Origin of the sequence: Bacillus sp. FSL R5-0654 (assembly GCF_038008745.1) — a bacterium.
In the GTDB taxonomy this organism is placed as follows: Bacteria; Bacillota; Bacilli; order Bacillales; family Bacillaceae; genus Bacillus; species Bacillus safensis.
The window spans coordinates 3,728,623-3,747,287 of sequence record NZ_JBBOZV010000001.1 but is presented as its reverse complement, the minus strand read 5'-3'; the positions used below and the strand labels follow the sequence as shown (position 1 = coordinate 3,747,287).

The window sequence follows — 18,665 nt, the reverse complement described above, 5'->3', positions numbered from 1 at the left end:
CCTCCTTTACAAGTAATCGATATTTGGGATAGATGGCTGCTTTTCTGGGAAAAGAAGAGTCCGCCAATGAGCGAGCGTTGGATTTGCGGCAAGCTCAACGAAATTAACTGTCGCTCCTTGCTGCCTCCACTTTTCCGCTAGGCTCATCATTCTAATAGAATCAAGCCCAAGGTAGACGAGATTCTCATCAAGTGGTATTTCATTTGGCTCGATTTGGAGATACTCAGCTACTTGGTGAACGATGGCCTCAAAGGATAAATCATCACTGTTTGCTTCTTGTCCTGTTAAACGACTGATGATTTGGTTTGTCGTTGTGGTGACTGCACAGCGTTCAGCTGCATAGGTCATCGCCATTTTGTGATGTTTCAGTGAAAAGTCAGCGACGGCATCGGCGACAAAAAAGGTTTCAATATCCAGCATGAATGCTTCTGCGGCTGTCAGCATACAGCCAATATGTGCATATACGCCAGTAATGATCAGTTGATCACGCCCGCCTTCTTGAAGAATATCCAAAAAATTAGATTTCTTGAATGCGCTATAACGCCATTTTGTCAGCATTGTATCTGCTTCAGATGGAGCAAGCTGATCAATGATTTTTGTCAATGCTTCATCATCACCAAGTCCAGGTCCCCAAAAATCTGTTAATAAGGCACGATCCTTCGGGTCTTGGTCACCAGGCTGAGCTGTGTAGACGACTGGAATGCCAAGTTCATTGCATGTATTACGTAATTGTTCAATATGCTGAACTAACTCTGTGATCGGTGATGTATCTTGTTGAAATGCATTTAAAAAATATTGCTGCATGTCATGTATCAGCAGAACAGCACGTTTCGGATCAGGTATCCAGTTCACTTTATTTTCGGGTAAATCTTGTGTGCTTGGCATTGGATATGCAGGAATAGTAGGGATTGCCATGATTTTCACTCCTCATTTTTATACGTTGGCAGTATGGGTTGCAGCTAATTCTCTTAATGCTTTTTTACTGACTTTGCCTACACCTGTTTGTGGGAACGCATCGATCCATTCAATGCGGTCAGGAATTTTATAGGCTGCGAGCCCGCGTTCTCTTAGAAATGATTTTAAGATGTGCGGTGCTGGTTTGTTGTTTCCTTTCGCAATAACAAAGGCACATGAGCGTTCGCCAAGAAATGGATCTGGCATAGACACCATGGCGGCATCATGAATGTCAGGATGCGCAAGTAAATGGTTTTCAACTTCTTCTGCGGCGACCTTTTCGCCGCCACGATTGATTTGATCCTTGTCTCTGCCTTCTACAACAACATTTCCTTCTTTGGTTAATCGCACGATGTCACCTGTTCTGTAAAAACCATCGGGTGTAAATGCTTTTTTGTTTTGTTCATCGGCTTTATAGTAGCCGCGAATCGTATAAGGCCCTCTTGTTAAAAGATGTCCAGCCACTTCATGCGGGACGGGCTTGTCCTCATCATCTACCACTAGTACCTCATCATATTCAGACATCGGGCGTCCTTGTGTATGAATTATGATTTGTTCAGGATCATCTAATCTGGTATAGTTGACCAGACCTTCTGCCATGCCAAAAACTTGCTGTAACTTACATCCAAGGGCAGGCTTCACTCGTTTTGCTGCTTCAGCACTGAATTTAGCACCACCGACTTGTAAGACTTCAAGACTCGATAAGTCATCTGATCGATGAGGAGCGGCCTCTAGCCAAATCAATGCGATAGGTGGAACGACAGCGGTAATGGTCGCCCGTTCTTTTTCAATGAGTGGAAAGACGACATCAGGGCTTGATCCAGGTGCAAGAACGACTCTTCCGCCTGCGTATAATGTTCCAAGGACGCCAGGCGAGCTTAATGGATAGTTGTGCGCAACTGGAAGTGCAGCTAGATACACACTTTCTTGTGTGAGCTCGCACACCTCATTGCTTTTCCAAAGACTATAAATATAGTCATCATGTGTACGAGGAATGAGCTTTGAAAGGCCTGTGCTGCCTCCAGATAACTGAAGAAACGCAATATCGCTTGCCTCTACATGAATTTGAGGATCAAGTGCTGGGTCCTTGCGCAGATCATCCAAGCCAAGGAATTCCTCAGCTTCCCCTGCAACAATGACATGAGGTAATGAGGGAAGCTTTTCTTTCACTTGACGTGCGAGTGATCGATAATCAAAGCCGCCATCAATATCTGGTATGACATATGCATCTGCTTCGGCAAACTCAATAAAATAAGTGATTTCGCTGCTTCTATGAGATGGCAGAGAGAAGACGGGTAAAGCACCGATTCGAAATAAAGCGAAAATGACTTCAAAAAAAGCAGGAATGTTAGGAAGCTGCACGACAACTCGACTTCCTTTCTGAATTCCAAGCTGATGAAAACCGGCAGCAAGACTGCTGACGCGTTCGTCAAGTTCTTGGTAGCTTATGTGCGTATCAGCGTATGTAATCGCTGTTTTATTTCCTAACGATGCGGCGCGTTCACGAAGCATACCGCCAAAGGTTTCCCCACGCCAACAGCCGTTTTCACGGTAGCGTTTTGCAAATTCTTCTGGCCATGTAGGTGGTTGAACAAACATGTTTTTGTCATCTCCTATTTATTTTTATCACTGATGGATGCCCATCGCGTGAAGCATCGTGTTGAATTTTGCAGATGTTTCAGCTAGCTCTTCTTCTGCTTTTGATCCTTTGACCACTCCTGCACCAGCAAAGAGACGGAGAGAGTGACCCTCAGCTTCTGCACAACGAATGGTGACAATCCAATCCCCATCACCATTTGTATCTGCCCAACCGATCATTCCTGTGAAAAATCCTCGATCGAAGGGTTCAATCGCTTGAATGGCTTCACGTGCATCTGCTGTAGGTGTGCCGCATACTGCGGGTGTTGGATGAAGGCTAAGTGCCAAATCAATTGAGGACACACTGGAATCTATTAAGTCACCTTTGACCACAGTAGATAAATGCCACATCGTTTCTGTTTGAATGACGGATGGTGATGCAGGCACATCTAGTGTATGACAGTATGGAGTAAGCGCTTTAGTGACAGCTTCAACAACCACTGCGTGCTCGTGTAAATCCTTCGCTGAGGTAAGGAGTTCATCTCGGCGGCGCTGGTCTTCTACTGGATCTGAACTGCGCGGCCGAGAACCAGCGAGTGGATTGGAAATCACAGATGAACCAGTTTTTGAAAGAAGCAGTTCAGGGCTTGCCCCAAGAAGTGTGCGCTTTTGGGAAGTCTTCGGGTCAGCTATATTTGCAGCAAACGTATAGCCAGTTGTATTATGACGAGCCAGTCGTTCGAGTATTGTTTTCGTATGAATATCTCGATTTGCTTTGAGATGGAGAGATCGAGAGAGTACGATTTTGCTAAGCTCTCCGTTCTCAATTTTAGCTAATCCTTCGTTCACACCATTCATGTAGACCTCTGGAGCGGGGACAGGTGTCACCTCATAGGATGGCGATACCGCTTCTGACTCCTCATCACCTTGTTGAAATTCGAGTGGATCACTAAACTGTACATGGACTGGTACATTTAAACGAACGGGCTGCGCCGGATCAAATGGGACAGCACCAGCCACAATCGGTGTTTGGATACCAGCTTGTTTGGCATCGTCAAATACATGCGCTACCCTTGTGGATAGTTCATTTAGCTGATTGGTTTCAATATGCTGGAAAATCCCTTCGGCAAGTATCGTGCGTTTAGGTGAAGCAAGAAAAAAAGCGCCTGGCTGATAGTCTTGCAGCAACTGTATTTTTTCTTCTGACGACAATAATGAATGTTTCATGAAAAGGCCTCCTTTTAAATGAAATGCTAGATTCCGAGTGTTGCGCCGCCATCAATCGTTAGGTTCTGCATCGTAATATGACTGGATTGCTCAGATGCAAAGAAAATGACTGCATCAGCAATGTTTTGAGGATCAGCGATTTTTTGTAAAGGAATACCGGTTTTATACGTCTCTAATGAACCTTTAATCACCTGATTTTCTCCTTGTTCATCAGACCATAAAGCCCATTGCATGGGTGTTGCGGTAGAGCCGGGAGAGACGACGTTGCATCTAATGCCATAGGCAGCCAGCTCTAAACCAAGTGTTTTTGTAAAGGAAGTAGCTGCTGCTTTTGAAGCGGCATAGGCAGCCATATTCATTCTAGGAATGGCACCTGCGTTAGAGCTGACAGTCACAATGACCCCTTCTGATCTTTTCATCATGTATTTGGAGACAGCTTGAGATACGTAAAAGACACCATGTGTGTTGACTGCGAAAGTTTGTTGCCAGTCGTCTGCACTAAGCTTGTCAATAGAACTGATTCGAAGAATGCCTGCTACATTGACCAGTAAATAAATAGAGCCAAGCTGCTTTTCAATTTGATCGACAATATGCTGAACAGAAGCTTGATCGGTGATGTCACCTGGATAGGCAAAGGCACGTATGCCTTCATCCTTCATTTGCTGGACGGTGCTTTGCAGCTGCTCTTCATTTGCGTCAACTGCTGCAATAATCGCCCCTTCTTCGGCTAGTCTTTTTGCGACTGCTTGTCCAATACCTTGACCTGCGCCTGTGATCAAGGCAATTTTTTGAGATAGACCATTGTGTTTCATGTGTTCACTGCCTTTCCTTCATGTCTGTGGTTGTGAAAGGATCATCATGATAGAGTGCAAAACGAAAAGCGTAATTCATCAGCACCGGTAAAACGGACGTATGTCCTTCATCAGGGAATTCGTGATAGGACGTATGCAAGCCATATGCGGATAAAGGCAGCATACGATTTGCTAGTCCATGTGCATGATCATTCATTTGACATGGATGATGTTTTTCTAACTCACCTACACCTACAAGCAGCCTGACATTCATAGACATCTGACGTATATGGCTGGTGAATTGGTGTTCCTTTTCTAGAAATAATTCTTTGTTCCAGTGGATAGAAGGACTGCCCGCAATATATGTCTGATAAGCATCAGGGTGCTCAAATAGTGTGTGTAATACAAAAAGACCGCCAAGAGAGTGTCCAAACAGTGTTTGACGACTCTGGTTGATCGGAAAGCGCTGCTCGATATAAGGCTTTACAATCTTTTCTAAAAAAGAAAAGAACGCAGAGGCCCCGCCATATGTATGGTTGGAGAAGTCCTTTCTTTTGCCACCAATGGAAGCGTCAGGGCCGGTAAGAGTGAGATCATAATGCCTGAGCGGATGATAGGGAGCTTCTGTCTGATAGCCAATTCCAACAATGATGGCAGGTACGACACCTGTTTTTTCAGGCCTTCTTGACTGTAAACGAAGTGCTTCGACCATTGTGCCAAAAAGTGAATTTCCATCAAGCACGTACATGACTGGAAAACCAGCCGCTGGAGGAGTTGTATTCGGTTTAAATATAAAAAGTCTGTAAGGATGTGCTGTGATATCCAGCTGCTCCGTCCCAGGTATAAAAAAAGGACGGCTTTCTCTGAAAAGAGAATCCTCAGTACCCATTCCTTCAGGGCGTTTGGACATGTGTAAAATATCCCCTTCCTCAAATTGACTCTCATATGCTGATAAAAGCAGGCTTGCGGATATAGGATGGGTGTAGAGATTGAAGAATGGTCCCTTCAAATGAAAATGATTCTCAATTATCACGCAAGCAAATCAAATGATAATGGTTATCAATTATGAAGTCAAATGTTCATTAAGTGGTGTAATTGATAATTTGATCTAAATTTTCGGAAAATAAAGGACTAAATAACTACCAAATGAATGGAAATAGGGAATGCCGGACTGAGTCATTTAAAAAGAGGAGAAATGCCAAAAGACCTTGACCGTCACGGGGTATTTACCATTTTCTTCTGTTTGATTCAGGAATATATATAGGTTTTTCTTCTTGAAATCATTTTGAGGAAAAATAAGTCTATAGACCTTCTTATATTTTTAGGAAAAAAGAGGAGAATTTTTCGGAAAGCCGGTGAGCATATCTCACAACTTATTCAATCTCATGCGTAAATTCATATACAATTTTCTAAGGAAGACAAGATCGAAGGGAATGTAGGCAGAATGAAAACTCCATTAGGAAAGCTAAGGCTAAAACTGCTTGAACATCAGCTCAAACTGAAAAATACGTTTACAGTGGAAGAATATCATGAAATGAAGCAATCATTACATGATATACGGATGACATTTGCGGCCTATGAACAATGGGATTTATACCACCGAGCCACCGATATGATCACCATCCTCCTCTTTCAACACGCCCTCAAGCAAAACCACCATTAACACTTTCACTTTTTATGAGCAGCGTATTTCTTATGAAAGCACGGTGCTGTTTTAAAGTTGGCCAAATATCATATAGCATCAAAAATGCGGCAATTAAAAAAGTAAGGGATGTCCCCTTACTTTTTTTCTGCAAACACCATTCAATTAAAATCCATCTGTGACATCATATTCGTAACGAATATCGGCTTTGACATTGCTCATAGTAGATCTCGCAGTAGCCTTTGCGTTGTACTTAAAGCTCCATTTTTGAGCCACTTTTAATTCATCTTCCAGTGAAATACGATAGGACCCACTTGTTGCAGATGAAACAAGTGATGTGTACCAAATATTACTTTCACTAGCCATCAGTTTGTGTGTGACATTTCCTTGGTTAGGCGATTGGGTACTAGTCGTTGAAATCGATTTAACGACAGCACGTTTAGGAACTGTGGAATTATTAGTTAAATCCATTGTAATGACTGAAGAATCAACTCCTAAAAAATTTAAAGAAGAATTCCCCAAGTTAGTAGCAGTCCCCGTAAAATTGAATGTCCCATTTCCAGATTTGATACGATCTTGGATGGAGACAGTAAAATACATATTTCCCGTATATGTACCACGGGTCACTTTCACAAAATAAGTTTCTGAAGTTGAAGTAACTTCACCAGTGTTGGCAAAAATAAATGGCGTTATTGAATCAGGATTAATAACTTCGGACCCTGTCCTAGAGTTTTTCGAATTATACACTTCGATTTTCATCCCTGTATATTGCTTATTATACGAACTTCTTACATAAACCCTTTCACCTTTATTGATCGTGAACTGATAATACGCTTCATTTTCACCTTCAGGTAAGATTGTTGTATCTGAACGACTATTTTTCCAATATCCCATTGAGCTGGCTGTGTTAGGACTGTTATTCCCCGTGATAGCCGCTTCCGCTGAATGAGGTGCAAAAAAACTAGTAACAAGCACGAATGCCAATGCAGGTAATAAAAAACGTTTGAAAATAGTATTTGTCATATTTTAACCCTCCTTGTAATAATTACTATATCGGATCAAAACTAACAAATTTTAACTGAAATGCCGATATATTTAATAATCACTAATTTTTTAAAAAAGGAGAATCAAAATGAATATTAATACGTCATACACGGCAGCTTCAAACAATCAGAACCGAATAGACTCTAAAGACCAATCAACGATTAAAAGTACAAATGAGGTGATGACCGAATCTGATAGACGGATGAAAATATTAGATGAAAAATACGAAAAAATAAATGAACAAAATAAACGTTTCAATGATCCTCAAGACCATATATATAATAAGTATAGAAACCCTTACTCTTCTTATTTCAGAAGTGATCTAACAAAACCGGAAAGAGAAGCTGCTTACATTATGGAAATGAGTTGGGCAAGGAATAATAAAGGTGGACAATATGACTTCAATGACGCCATCTTCCGTAATGAAAAACGGTACGATCCTACGCAAGAAAGTGTAGAAAAGAAAATACTCAATCGTCAAAAAGTGAACGAACAATTACAAGATTTATTCTCTAAAAACGGTATAACCATTCCTAAAAACACAAATTTAACTTTTACCATTGATCCAAATAATTTCAAATTAGTGGTGAGTGGATCAACAGACGAATCGCTGATGAAACAAATAGAAGACTTATTAAATACAACCAACAATACAAGAGAACTATTTTTCCATATTATGAAAAGCAGAAATGATGATTCTACTCAATTCACACCGGATTCTCTGGCAAAGTTCCATCTTGTTAATCAAATCAAAACGGTGACAGGCTACAATTTAAAGGATTTAAGCATTGTAAACGGTCAATTTGTAACGGAAAACGGAACGAATATTTTTGATCTATACAAAGAAGAACTCCTGAAAAATCCATACACAGCTGAAAATGCGCGCGTTGCCGCTTCACATTATGGAGCACAGCTATTTGACCTAGCCAAAAACGGGTTTGATTCCATTCCAGATTTGGTGTTATCTATTGGTTATCAAAACGGTTCCTTATATGACATTGGACAAAAGGTGAATTACGGAGTATCAAAGTGAAGATAAATACATCGAATACGACAGCTGTTCTAAATAAGCAGAACCTTCCGGACTTCAATAGCCATCCAGCTATTAAAAGTACAAATGAGGTGATGACCGAATCTGATAGACGGATGAAAATACTAGATGAAAAATATGAAAAAATAAATGAACAAAATAAACGTTTCAAAAATCCTCATGGTCATATACACGATAAGTATCGAAATCCACGCTCGCCTTATTTTAGGAGTGATCTAACTAAAGTAGAAAGAGAAGCTGCATATACGATGGAGATTGGCTGGGCTAATTCTGGAAAAGGAGGTCAATATGACTTCAATGATGCCATCTTCCGTAATGAAAAACGGTACGATCCTACGCAAGAAAGTGTAGAAAAGAAAATACTCAATCGTCAAAAAGTGAACGAACAATTACAAGATTTATTCTCTAAAAACGGTATAACCATTCCTAAAAACACGAATTTAACCTTTACCATTGACCCGAACAATTTTAAATTAGTGGTAAGTGGTTCAAAAGATGAATCGCTGATGAAACAAATAGAAGACGTATTAAATACAACCAACAATACAAGAGAATTATTTTTCCATATCATGAAAAGCAGAAATGATGATTCTACTCAATTCACACCGGATTCTCTGGCCAAGTTCCATCTTGTCAATCAAATCAAAACGGTCACAGGCTACAATTTAAAGGATTTAAGCATTGTAAACGGTCAATTTGTAACGGATAACGGAACGAATATTTTTGATCTATACAAAGAAGAAATTCTTAAAAATCCATATACAGCAGAAAATGCGCGCGTTGCCGCTTCACATTATGGAGCACAGCTATTTGACCTAGCCAAAAACGGGTTTGATTCCATTCCAGATTTGGTGTTATCTATTGGTTATCAAAACGGTTCTTTACAAGACATTGGTCAAAAGGTGAATTATGGGGTTAAGAAAGCGATAGATTAACAAAACTTGAACGATGACAGATACAAAATCATTAGCGATAACGAAAGACTCTATAACAATTGATGTTACAGAGTCTTTTCTATTGAAATGCGCTGGTTTGCACAAAATATCAACATGGTAATTTTGACTATAGTCGATGTTTTTCACTTTTTTATTGATGAAAATGTTAAAATGATGAGTAGCGTATTTTTTTATGAAAGGACGGTGCTTGGCATGACGGAACTTCTCGATGACCGGCTGCCGCCGCAAAATATAGAAGCCGAGCAGGCCGTATTAGGTGCTGTTTTTTTAGAACCATCTGCGCTAACGCTCGCTTCTGAGGTATTAATTCCAGAGGATTTCTATAGAATGTCGCATCAAAAGATTTACAATGCGATGCTTGTACTTGGCGATAGAGGAGAACCGGTCGATCTTGTCACGGTGACATCTGAGCTTGCCAATACAGATTTACTAGAAGAGGTAGGCGGGATTTCGTATTTAACCGATATTGCGAACTCTGTCCCAACTGCCGCAAACATTGAATACTATGCAAAAATTGTAGAAGAGAAATCCATTTTAAGACGTCTGATCCGTACGGCGACAACCATTGCACAAGATGGATACACGCGTGAGGATGAAGTAGAGGACCTGTTGAGCGATGCTGAAAAGACCATTATGGAAGTGGCGCAGCGTAAAAACTCAGGAGCCTTTCAAAACATTAAGGACGTACTTGTTCAAACATACGATAATATTGAACAGCTTCATAACCGTAAAGGCGATATCACAGGGATTCCAACAGGTTTCTCTGAGCTTGACCGGATGACAGCTGGATTCCAGCGAAATGATTTAATCATTGTAGCGGCTCGTCCATCAGTAGGGAAAACCGCCTTCGCATTGAACATTGCCCAAAATGTTGCGACCAAAACGGACGAAAGTGTTGCTATCTTTAGTTTAGAGATGGGAGCTGAGCAGCTCGTTATGCGTATGCTTTGTGCAGAGGGGAATATCAACGCACAAAACCTAAGAACCGGTAATCTGACAGAAGAGGACTGGGGCAAGCTGACAATGGCGATGGGCTCGCTGTCAAACAGTGGGATTTTCATTGATGATACACCTGGAATTAGAGTAAGTGAAATTCGCTCGAAATGCCGCCGCTTGAAGCAAGAAAATGGTCTTGGCATGATCCTGATTGACTACTTGCAGCTCATTCAAGGAAGCGGACGGTCAAGTGATAACCGTCAGCAGGAGGTTTCTGAAATCTCTAGGGCATTAAAATCGCTGGCAAGGGAGCTTGAAGTTCCGGTTATTGCCTTGTCTCAGCTTTCCCGTGGGGTAGAGCAGCGTCAGGACAAACGTCCGATGATGTCTGATATTCGTGAATCAGGAAGTATCGAGCAGGATGCCGATATCGTGGCATTCCTTTATCGTGATGATTACTATGACAAAGAATCAGAGAATAAGAACATTATTGAAATCATTATTGCCAAACAGCGTAACGGTCCAGTTGGTACAGTATCACTGGCGTTCGTCAAAGAATATAACAAGTTCGTCAATCTGGAAAGAAGATTTGATGATGCGGGAGTTCCGCCCGGTGCTTAAAGCCCAGCTCAAGAAGCTGGGCTTTTTTGATTGATCTACATCGAAAGAATGATTGAAAAAACAATCAAAATGAGGAGGAGAGAGAAAAAGAGAGAGCGTATACTAAAAGGAGAAAAGGAGTGAAGACTGATGAAATTTCAACAGTTTGAAGCCGCTCAATTACGTATCGCACGCCCAACCGTCAACATGAAAGAGGTTGTTTCTTTTTATGAAGAAGGCTTAGGGCTCAAACGAATAGGCTCATTTGATCAGCATGAAGGGTACGATGGTGTGATGCTAGGGCTGCCTCACCAGCATGTTCATTTAGAAATCACCAAACATGAAGAAGAAGACAGCCTGCCCGTCCCGCATCCAGAACAGCTGCTTGTTTTTTATATTCCAGATGCAGAGGAATTTCAGCAAATGAAAAAGAGATTGCTCTCATTTGGCGGACGGCAAGTCACCTCAACAAATCCATATTGGGAACGAGGAGGAGCAACCATTGAAGATCCAGATGGGTACCGAGTTGTCCTCATGAACACAGATGGAATCACCCCCGTTTAAAAAAAGACTCCCACGTCCGGGAGTCTTTTCTGTTATGAACGAGATGTCACACGCAGTTTCAGCTCTTTCAATCCATACATACTGCTGCTTGTCATTGGAACGTAAGAGAGAAGCTCCAGCGCCTCATATCGTTCCATTAAGACCTTCATAGCAGTGCATGCTTCAAGACGAGCAAGCGGTGCGCCTAGACAGAAATGGATGCCGTGCCCGAAACCAATATGAGGGTTAGGATGGCGGTGTATATCAAATTCATGTGCGTTTGAAAAATGACGCTCATCCCGGTTGGCAGACGCAAGAAACACGATGACATTGTCCCCCTTTTTCAACATTTTTCCTCCGAGCACTGTGTCTTCTGTGACATAGCGGACGATCGTAGGAGCTGGTGCACGAAAACGGACTGCTTCCTCTACCGCTCGAGGAATAAGTTCAGGAGATTGAGCGAGTGCTTTATACGTACCTGGCTGTTCTAACAAGCTAAAGACCATATTGGAGATCAAATTAGTGGTTGTTTCATTGCCAGCTAAAAGAAGAAGATTACAGAATGGAATTAATTCATCCGCTGACAGCTTGTCTCCATTCTCCTCCGCTTGGATGAGGAGAGAAATCAAATCATCACCGAGGTTGTGACGTTTTCTTTCAATAGTGTCTGCAAAAAACGCCATCATGTCAGCTTCTCCTTGGTCCCGAATTTTCTGCCATTCAGCGACATCCTCCGTATCTTCACTTTTAGGCATACTGACGAGAATATCTGACCATTCTTTAAAGGATTGTTTATGCTCTGACGGCACACCTAAAAGCTCTGCGATCACGATGACTGGGAGTGGATACGAAATGTTTTGAACAAGGTCAATCTCTTGTTTTTCTTCTAATTCTGCCATGAGTTCTTCCATCAATTCTTGAATACGCGGCTCCCACGATTTCATGACTCGAGGTGTAAAGGCTTTGCTGACAATGGAGCGGATGCGAGTGTGATTGGGCGGGTCCATCATCACCATTGTTTTCATCAAGGAATGCTTCCGCCGGTCTTTAGGCGGCTGACTCGAAAAGGTATCTTTATCGATTGTCACACGCTTTGCTTCCTCGTAGGTGAATACACTCCACGTTTGGCTAGCTTCATCAAAATGAACAGGTGATGTCTGACGCATGTTGGCATACCAATCGAACGGGTGATACGGATCCTGCTTATGTTTCCCTCTTAATAACGCTTTTTGCACGGCATTTGGTGTTGTTGTTTCCACGATTATCACTCCTTATGGGTTGTCAGATGATTCCTTTTTTTCATTGTGTTAGATTAAAGTTAATTCATCAGCCTGGAGGATTCAACCAACAGAAAAACGAAATCTGTTGAAGAAAAGAGGAAGGGGAGAGCGGCTTGTGGCGGACTGCTACAGAGGGGATAAGCGCGCAACGGAATCAAAACAGCATTTAAGAAAAGCGTTATTTCAGTTATTAAGAGAAAAAGAGTGGGGCAAAATTTCTGTACAGGATTTGACGAAGAGGGCAGGCATCCACCGGACGACTTTTTATCAGCATTATGAGGATAAATTTGATCTTGCCCAGCAGGTGATGGCTGAGATGTTTGATGTGATGAAAGATGCTATTTTTGCTCCTGTATCGGAAGAAGATTGGCAAGAAGAGCATGCAGCATATGTGTATATTTTTCGATTTTATCAGCATTTGCAGGAACATGAAGAGGAGTATCAAATTCTCTTGAAAAGAGGCCGAGAGCTCAATATTCGTCAAACGGTTTGTGCTTTTTTTGAAGATAGCTTTTCTTTAGGGGCAGAGGAGGTCGCAGGTAAAAAGGTTGCTCGGCATCTTGTTCCTCTCGACATGCAGAAACAATTCGTCATGTCCGCTTATGCTGGCACGGCTGAATGGTGGCTGAGGACAGGAAGACCGTACTCACCTGATTTTATGGCAAGTTCAATGATTCAGCTGATTCAAAATCAATCAAAATAGGGACAAATCAAAATCGTTGTTTTTACTCAAAATCTCCCTTTTTAAGCACTGAAGAGACGATTAAAGCGCTTTTTCTTATATTTAAAACGAACAAAATTCAATTTCGAGATATTAATGTTCGGATTTAGCGTTGACTTTTTCGTTGTGCATTGATAAAATAAATGTGTTTGAAAGAGATAACGTTTTGAAAGGTTAACGGAGGTGCACGATATGTCTTCAGTAGTCGTAGTAGGTACGCAGTGGGGTGACGAAGGGAAAGGGAAAATTACCGATTTCCTTTCAGAAAATGCAGAGGTGATTGCCCGTTATCAAGGGGGAAACAATGCAGGTCACACGATCAAATTTGATGGAGTGACATACAAGCTACACCTCATTCCATCCGGTATTTTTTATAAAGAGAAAACTTGTGTCATCGGTAATGGAATGGTGGTTGATCCTAAAGCGTTGGTCACTGAGCTTGCGTATCTTCACGAACGGAATGTGAGTACAGATAACCTCAGAATCAGCAATAGAGCCCATGTTATTCTGCCTTACCATTTAAAATTGGACGAGGTAGAAGAAGAGCGGAAAGGGGCTAACAAGATCGGTACGACGAAAAAAGGAATCGGACCAGCTTATATGGATAAAGCTGCCCGCGTCGGTATCCGTGTCGCAGATCTATTAGATCGTGAAGTATTTGAAGAAAAGCTTGCACGCAATCTAGAAGAGAAAAATCGTCTTTTAGAGAAAATGTACGACACAGAAGGCTTCAAGATTGAAGATATTTTAGACGAGTATTATGAATATGGCCAGCAAGTGAAAAAATATGTCGTAGACACATCTGTTGTTTTGAATGATGCACTAGATGAAGGCCGCCGCGTGTTATTTGAAGGAGCACAAGGGGTCATGCTTGATATCGATCAAGGGACATACCCATTTGTGACATCATCTAACCCGGTAGCTGGAGGCGTGACGATTGGTTCTGGTGTAGGACCAACAAAAATCCAACATGTAGTCGGCGTGTCAAAAGCGTACACAACACGTGTTGGAGATGGCCCATTCCCAACAGAACTCCATGATGAAATTGGCGATCAAATTCGTGAGGTTGGCCGTGAATACGGTACGACAACTGGACGCCCGCGCCGTGTCGGCTGGTTTGACAGCGTTGTTGTCCGTCATGCACGCCGTGTGAGCGGAATTACAGATTTATCTCTTAACTCAATTGATGTACTGACAGGGATTGAAAAATTGAAAATCTGTGTCGCTTATAAATTGAATGGAGAAATCACTGAGGAATTCCCAGCAAGCCTAAATGAATTAGCGAAATGTGAGCCTGTCTACGAAGAAATGCCAGGATGGACAGAGGATATTACAGGCGTAAAGAACTTAAGTGAACTGCCTGCAAATGCCCGCCATTATTTAGAGCGCATTTCACAATTAACAGGTATTCCACTTTCCATTTTCTCAGTCGGACCAGATCGTTCACAAACGAACGTTGTCCGCAGCGTGTACCGTCCATAAGAATAGATTGATGAAGCACCAGTAAAATCTCGCATTTTACTGGTGTTTTTTTGTTTAAATATTCCTTAATTTCAGTAGAACGGACTTCCGGTCATTACCAAAATATGATAACTGTATAGGAGGAAGGAGCGTTCTAGTGAAAGAAAGAATACGATTATTAGATATTTTACGAGGTATTGCCATACTAGGCACCTTGGGAACGAACGTCTGGTTTTTTGCGTATGCAGGGGATACCTTTGCGACAGATCAGATTGCGGATGAATATGAAAATGGCAGTTTTCTAGAAAGTCTTGTCTCCATGTTTGTTTATGGAAAAATGCTCTCGCTGCTCACGATCATGTTTGGTGTTGGATTGGAGCTGAAATACCAGCAGGCAAAAAGGAAGGACACGCCTTGGCCGGGTACTTATTTATGGATTCTTTTATTTTTATTTTTCGAAGGCTTTGTCCATTTTACACTTGTGATGGAATATGATGTGCTCATGAGCTATGCCGTTACGGGACTGCTTGTGGCTTACATTGTACGGGGAGGAAGCAGGCGCATCAAAAAGGGCATGGTGTTCTCAGGTGTGATTCATCTGCTCATGATGTCATGTCTGATGCTGTACTCCCTCTCTGAAATGGAGTCAGCGACCGATGATCAAAGCGGTGAACCGGCGCTGGAAGAGCAGCTGCCAGAGACATGGATCTCGCAGGTTCAAGAACGGTTACAATACTTCTTCATGTACCGAGTAGAAGCGATTTTTATCATTCCAATGAACACATTTCTGTTTTTATTAGGGGTGCGGATGATGAGAGCTGGTGTATTTTATGCAAATGAACGCGGACAATCTCTCCGGAAAATATTGTTCCGAATCGGACTGTGGATTGGTCTGCCGCTGAATGCACTAGTTTTCGTACCGAACGATCTAGTGGAATTTGTGGTGCGCTACGCCTTTTCACCATTCCTCTCTATTTTCTATATAGCTGTCATTGCGAAGCTCCTAGCACGCACGGAGTCATGGTTCATGTGGACTTGGTTTGAATATGTAGGGAAAATGGCGCTTAGCTGCTACATCCTGCAAAATATTATCTGCTCCATTCTTTTTTATAGCTGGGGATTGGGTCTTAGCGGTAAAATCAATGCGCCTCTTATTGTATTGGCATGGCTGTTGATTTCACTTCTGCAAATCGCGATTTCAGCAGTTTGTCTAAAGATTTGGAGAATTGGACCAATGGAATATATCCGTTCACGGGCACTTCGTCGGGTGACGATAAAAAAGCAGCATAAAGGGGATAGACACAATGTTTTTTAAAAAAATGACGAAAAGAGAACAAGCGAATACACATAAAGCAGCTGTAACAGCATTTGTCTTTTATCTTCTCGCATTAGGAGGGCATGCGCTGTACATGTATTTCCAGGGGAATAAACCACCCGTCACCTTTGTCATTCTCATGGCGGGACTCCTTGTTTTTTTCTCCGCTGACTGGCTATTTAACAAAAAGCGTTCATAAAAAAAGCCCTCATCATGAGGGCTTTTTCCTTACTTCAGGCTTTTATATTGGCCTTTTAAATTTTTACGGATGTACTGGATGATTTTGCGTAGTTCGTTGGCGTGCGGTCTGCCAAACGGACTTGTTTGTCTTTGCTGATAGAGCACTTGACCTTTTTCATTTAATAAGAAATAGGCGGGTTCACCGTGCACCCCGTGATCTTCATATGGGGCATCTTCCCCGTGATAGTGGACTTCATATGCTTTTAATGACGTGAGGTCATGGTCATACATGATCGGGAAGGATAGTTCCTCTTTATCCGCAAATGCCTTCAAGTCATCAGGGTTATCCGTGGAAATCGCCATCAAGTGAATATCCTTGTCCTGAAAATATGATTGCTGCTGTTCGAGTTCTTTTAACTCTTCTACACATACCGGACACCAAGATCCTCTAAAGAAAACGATCAGGTGCCAGCTTTGATGCTCCTCTAAATGTTTGTCGAAATCAATGTGATCGCCCTGTATTGTTGGAAGTGAAAAGTTGGGCATTTTATCTCCTAATTTGAATGAACTCATACTGCTTCCTCCTTTTTCAATGACAATGTCACTTATTTCATGTATAGCCATTTTTGAGCGGCCTGAAACGTACCTATGTGTTTGAGTAGGCAGAGGTCACCCGAAAAGGCGTATCTAATGAAGGCGGTTGCAGAAGCGGGGGCTTTGATAGGAGATATTTAAATCCGACACTTTTTTTAAAAAAATGTCGAAAAACGTATTGCCATATGTAATTACTCTATGATATTATAAATCTCGTTGTTGCAAAGGTCTCTGAAACTTGTTAGGATGCGATGTTCCAGCTTTTTTAAAGCGATTGGTTTGGCGCAATACAGCTTCTTCAGATTCACTTTTCACAAACCGAGAGCCATTAGCTCAGTTGGTAGAGCATCTGACTTTTAATCAGAGGGTCGAAGGTTCGAGTCCTTCATGGCTCACCATGTATTGGCCCGTTGGTCAAGCGGTTAAGACACCGCCCTTTCACGGCGGTAACACGGGTTCGAATCCCGTACGGGTCATTGATTTACTTTAGCGTTAAGCTAATTTTTTCCTCACTTGCTTGAAGGAGCACCACGATTGCTTTTTCGGGCAAGTTACTGAGGTCCGGTAGTTCAGTTGGTTAGAATGCCTGCCTGTCACGCAGGAGGTCGCGGGTTCGAGTCCCGTCCGGACCGCCATTTATACATATTCATCTTTTTGATGATGGCTCGGTAGCTCAGTTGGTAGAGCAACGGACTGAAAATCCGTGTGTCGGCGGTTCGATTCCGTCCCGAGCCACTTCCAAACGCATCTGCAATCGCAGGTGCGTTTTTATTATGAAAAGAAGGCATAAAAAGGGAGAAGCCGGACCTAGGTAGGGCCCGGCTCCATAAGAAGAAGACGTTACATCTATATAGACGGCTGGTGATTGGAAAAGTTTCAATAAAAAAGGAAAAAGTCATCAATTTTTTCGGGCGGCGCCTTCCTATCCAACGTTTACTAGAAAAGAAAGCCGTTATTATTTTTATCTTTGCCTCGTAAAACGTTATAATAGACAGTGAGCCTTTTTTTCATAAACGGAAAAGGCGTAATGATACATGCAAAATGGAATGACATAGATGCTAAAAATGCAGGAGGAAATCACAATGGAAAAAAAGATTCTTGTCGTAGATGATGAAAAACCGATTGCTGATATATTGGAATTTAATTTAAGGAAAGAGGGCTATGAGGTTCATTGTGCATATGATGGAAACGAAGCCCTTGAAATGGTAGAAGAAATCAAGCCGGACATTATTCTGCTCGACATTATGCTGCCGAATAAAGATGGTGTTGAAGTATGCCGTGAAGTGAGAAAGAAATATGACATGCCGATTATCATGCTGACAGCAAAAGACTCTGAAATTGATAAAGTCATCGGCCTTGAGCTTGGCGCAGATGATTATGTGACAAAGCCTTTCAGCACACGTGAGCTGCTTGCCCGCGTGAAAGCGAATTTGAGAAGACAAACCGCTGCTCCGCAGACGGAGGAAGAATCTGAATCAAATGATATTGAGGTTGGATCACTTGTTATTTATCCAGATGCGTATGTGGTGTCTAAGCGCGAGGAAACGATAGAATTAACGCACCGTGAGTTCGAACTGCTTCATTACTTAGCGAAACATATCGGACAAGTCATGACACGTGAGCACTTGCTGCAAACGGTATGGGGCTACGATTACTTCGGGGATGTCCGTACAGTAGACGTTACAGTCCGCCGTCTTCGTGAGAAGATTGAAGACAACCCTAGCCACCCGAGCTGGATCGTAACAAGACGAGGCGTCGGCTACTATTTAAGAAACCCAGAACAGGACTAAGA

General features: G+C 42.1%; 18 protein-coding genes and 4 tRNA genes. 14 read left to right on the top strand and 8 right to left on the bottom strand.

Features of this window, described 5'->3' with window-relative positions:
- Positions 1-6 precede the first annotated feature (6 nt).
- From NSS76_RS19130 to NSS76_RS19110, 5 genes are read right to left on the bottom strand one after another with little or no spacing between them, the layout of a single operon-like run.
- Positions 7-915, bottom strand: coding sequence for an isochorismatase family protein (locus NSS76_RS19130; protein WP_041105837.1), 909 nt, complete (start codon positions 913-915; stop codon positions 7-9).
- Positions 916-933: 18 nt separating this feature from the next.
- The gene (locus NSS76_RS19125; RefSeq protein WP_341082637.1) at positions 934-2,553 is read right to left on the bottom strand and encodes a (2,3-dihydroxybenzoyl)adenylate synthase; all 1,620 of its coding nucleotides are present in this window, start codon (positions 2,551-2,553) and stop codon (positions 934-936) included.
- Between the two features lie 27 nt (positions 2,554-2,580).
- A complete protein-coding gene (gene dhbC, locus NSS76_RS19120) occupies positions 2,581-3,759 on the bottom strand; it encodes an isochorismate synthase DhbC (RefSeq protein ID WP_341082635.1) in 1,179 nt (392 codons plus the stop codon).
- Positions 3,760-3,785: 26 nt separating this feature from the next.
- Positions 3,786-4,571: a 2,3-dihydro-2,3-dihydroxybenzoate dehydrogenase gene (locus NSS76_RS19115; protein WP_103132527.1), complete on the bottom strand. Its 786-nt coding sequence runs from the start codon at positions 4,569-4,571 to the stop codon at positions 3,786-3,788.
- 4 nt (positions 4,572-4,575) lie between these two features.
- Positions 4,576-5,460, bottom strand: a complete 885-nt coding sequence (locus NSS76_RS19110) for an alpha/beta hydrolase (RefSeq protein WP_341082633.1) — start codon at positions 5,458-5,460, stop codon at positions 4,576-4,578.
- A 534-nt stretch (positions 5,461-5,994) separates the two neighbouring features.
- Here NSS76_RS19110 and NSS76_RS19105 point away from each other — a divergent pair.
- Entirely contained in the window at positions 5,995-6,213 is a 219-nt protein-coding gene (locus NSS76_RS19105; RefSeq protein WP_257802278.1) for a hypothetical protein, read from the top strand.
- Between the two features lie 144 nt (positions 6,214-6,357).
- Here NSS76_RS19105 and NSS76_RS19100 read toward each other — a convergent pair whose 3' ends face one another.
- Positions 6,358-7,215 (bottom strand): hypothetical protein, encoded by an 858-nt coding sequence (locus tag NSS76_RS19100; protein WP_042968152.1) that lies wholly within the window; start codon positions 7,213-7,215, stop codon positions 6,358-6,360.
- A gap of 109 nt (positions 7,216-7,324) precedes the next feature.
- Here NSS76_RS19100 and NSS76_RS19095 point away from each other — a divergent pair, with 109 nt between their 5' ends.
- The 4 genes from NSS76_RS19095 (at position 7,325) to NSS76_RS19080 (ending at position 11,343) form a co-directional block, all read left to right on the top strand.
- Positions 7,325-8,269, top strand: coding sequence for a DUF4885 domain-containing protein (locus tag NSS76_RS19095; RefSeq protein ID WP_257802279.1), 945 nt, complete (start codon positions 7,325-7,327; stop codon positions 8,267-8,269).
- Positions 8,266-9,222, top strand: coding sequence for a DUF4885 family protein (locus NSS76_RS19090; protein ID WP_024424035.1), 957 nt, complete (start codon positions 8,266-8,268; stop codon positions 9,220-9,222). The genes NSS76_RS19095 and NSS76_RS19090 overlap by 4 nt, the downstream gene beginning before the upstream one ends.
- Positions 9,223-9,435: 213 nt before the next feature.
- A complete protein-coding gene (gene dnaB, locus NSS76_RS19085) occupies positions 9,436-10,800 on the top strand; it encodes a replicative DNA helicase (RefSeq protein ID WP_003214779.1) in 1,365 nt (454 codons plus the stop codon).
- Positions 10,801-10,929: 129 nt separating this feature from the next.
- A complete protein-coding gene (locus NSS76_RS19080; RefSeq protein ID WP_024424033.1) occupies positions 10,930-11,343 on the top strand; it encodes a VOC family protein in 414 nt (137 codons plus the stop codon).
- 32 nt (positions 11,344-11,375) lie between these two features.
- On the opposite strand, the gene NSS76_RS19075 is transcribed toward NSS76_RS19080, so the two are convergent.
- A complete protein-coding gene (locus NSS76_RS19075) occupies positions 11,376-12,581 on the bottom strand; it encodes a cytochrome P450 (protein WP_172880894.1) in 1,206 nt (401 codons plus the stop codon).
- A gap of 136 nt (positions 12,582-12,717) precedes the next feature.
- Between NSS76_RS19075 and NSS76_RS19070 the strand changes: the two genes are divergently transcribed.
- The 4 genes from NSS76_RS19070 to NSS76_RS19055 all read left to right on the top strand — a co-directional run bounded on the left by NSS76_RS19070 (position 12,718) and on the right by NSS76_RS19055 (position 16,298).
- Complete coding sequence (locus NSS76_RS19070) at positions 12,718-13,305, top strand: TetR/AcrR family transcriptional regulator (protein ID WP_172880892.1); 588 nt, start codon at positions 12,718-12,720, stop codon at positions 13,303-13,305.
- A gap of 210 nt (positions 13,306-13,515) precedes the next feature.
- Positions 13,516-14,805: an adenylosuccinate synthase gene (locus tag NSS76_RS19065; RefSeq protein WP_024424032.1), complete on the top strand. Its 1,290-nt coding sequence runs from the start codon at positions 13,516-13,518 to the stop codon at positions 14,803-14,805.
- Between the two features lie 136 nt (positions 14,806-14,941).
- On the top strand, positions 14,942-16,099 hold the full coding sequence (locus tag NSS76_RS19060; protein WP_257802283.1) for a DUF418 domain-containing protein: 1,158 nt from the start codon (positions 14,942-14,944) through the stop codon (positions 16,097-16,099).
- The gene (locus NSS76_RS19055) at positions 16,089-16,298 is read left to right on the top strand and encodes a hypothetical protein (protein WP_149126094.1); all 210 of its coding nucleotides are present in this window, start codon (positions 16,089-16,091) and stop codon (positions 16,296-16,298) included. The genes NSS76_RS19060 and NSS76_RS19055 overlap by 11 nt, the downstream gene beginning before the upstream one ends.
- A gap of 29 nt (positions 16,299-16,327) precedes the next feature.
- Here the strand turns inward: NSS76_RS19055 and NSS76_RS19050 are convergent, their stop codons facing one another.
- On the bottom strand, positions 16,328-16,852 hold the full coding sequence (locus NSS76_RS19050) for a peroxiredoxin family protein (protein ID WP_149126095.1): 525 nt from the start codon (positions 16,850-16,852) through the stop codon (positions 16,328-16,330).
- A gap of 343 nt (positions 16,853-17,195) precedes the next feature.
- Here NSS76_RS19050 and NSS76_RS19045 point away from each other — a divergent pair.
- The 5 genes from NSS76_RS19045 (at position 17,196) to yycF (ending at position 18,663) form a co-directional block, all read left to right on the top strand.
- Positions 17,196-17,271, top strand: a tRNA-Lys gene (locus tag NSS76_RS19045).
- 6 nt (positions 17,272-17,277) lie between these two features.
- Positions 17,278-17,349: transfer RNA gene (locus tag NSS76_RS19040), tRNA-Glu, on the top strand.
- Between the two features lie 82 nt (positions 17,350-17,431).
- Positions 17,432-17,508, top strand: a tRNA-Asp gene (locus NSS76_RS19035).
- A 27-nt stretch (positions 17,509-17,535) separates the two neighbouring features.
- Positions 17,536-17,608: transfer RNA gene (locus NSS76_RS19030), tRNA-Phe, on the top strand.
- Positions 17,609-17,955: 347 nt separating this feature from the next.
- Positions 17,956-18,663 (top strand): response regulator YycF, encoded by a 708-nt coding sequence (gene yycF, locus NSS76_RS19025; RefSeq protein WP_024424030.1) that lies wholly within the window; start codon positions 17,956-17,958, stop codon positions 18,661-18,663.
- Positions 18,664-18,665 lie beyond the last annotated feature (2 nt).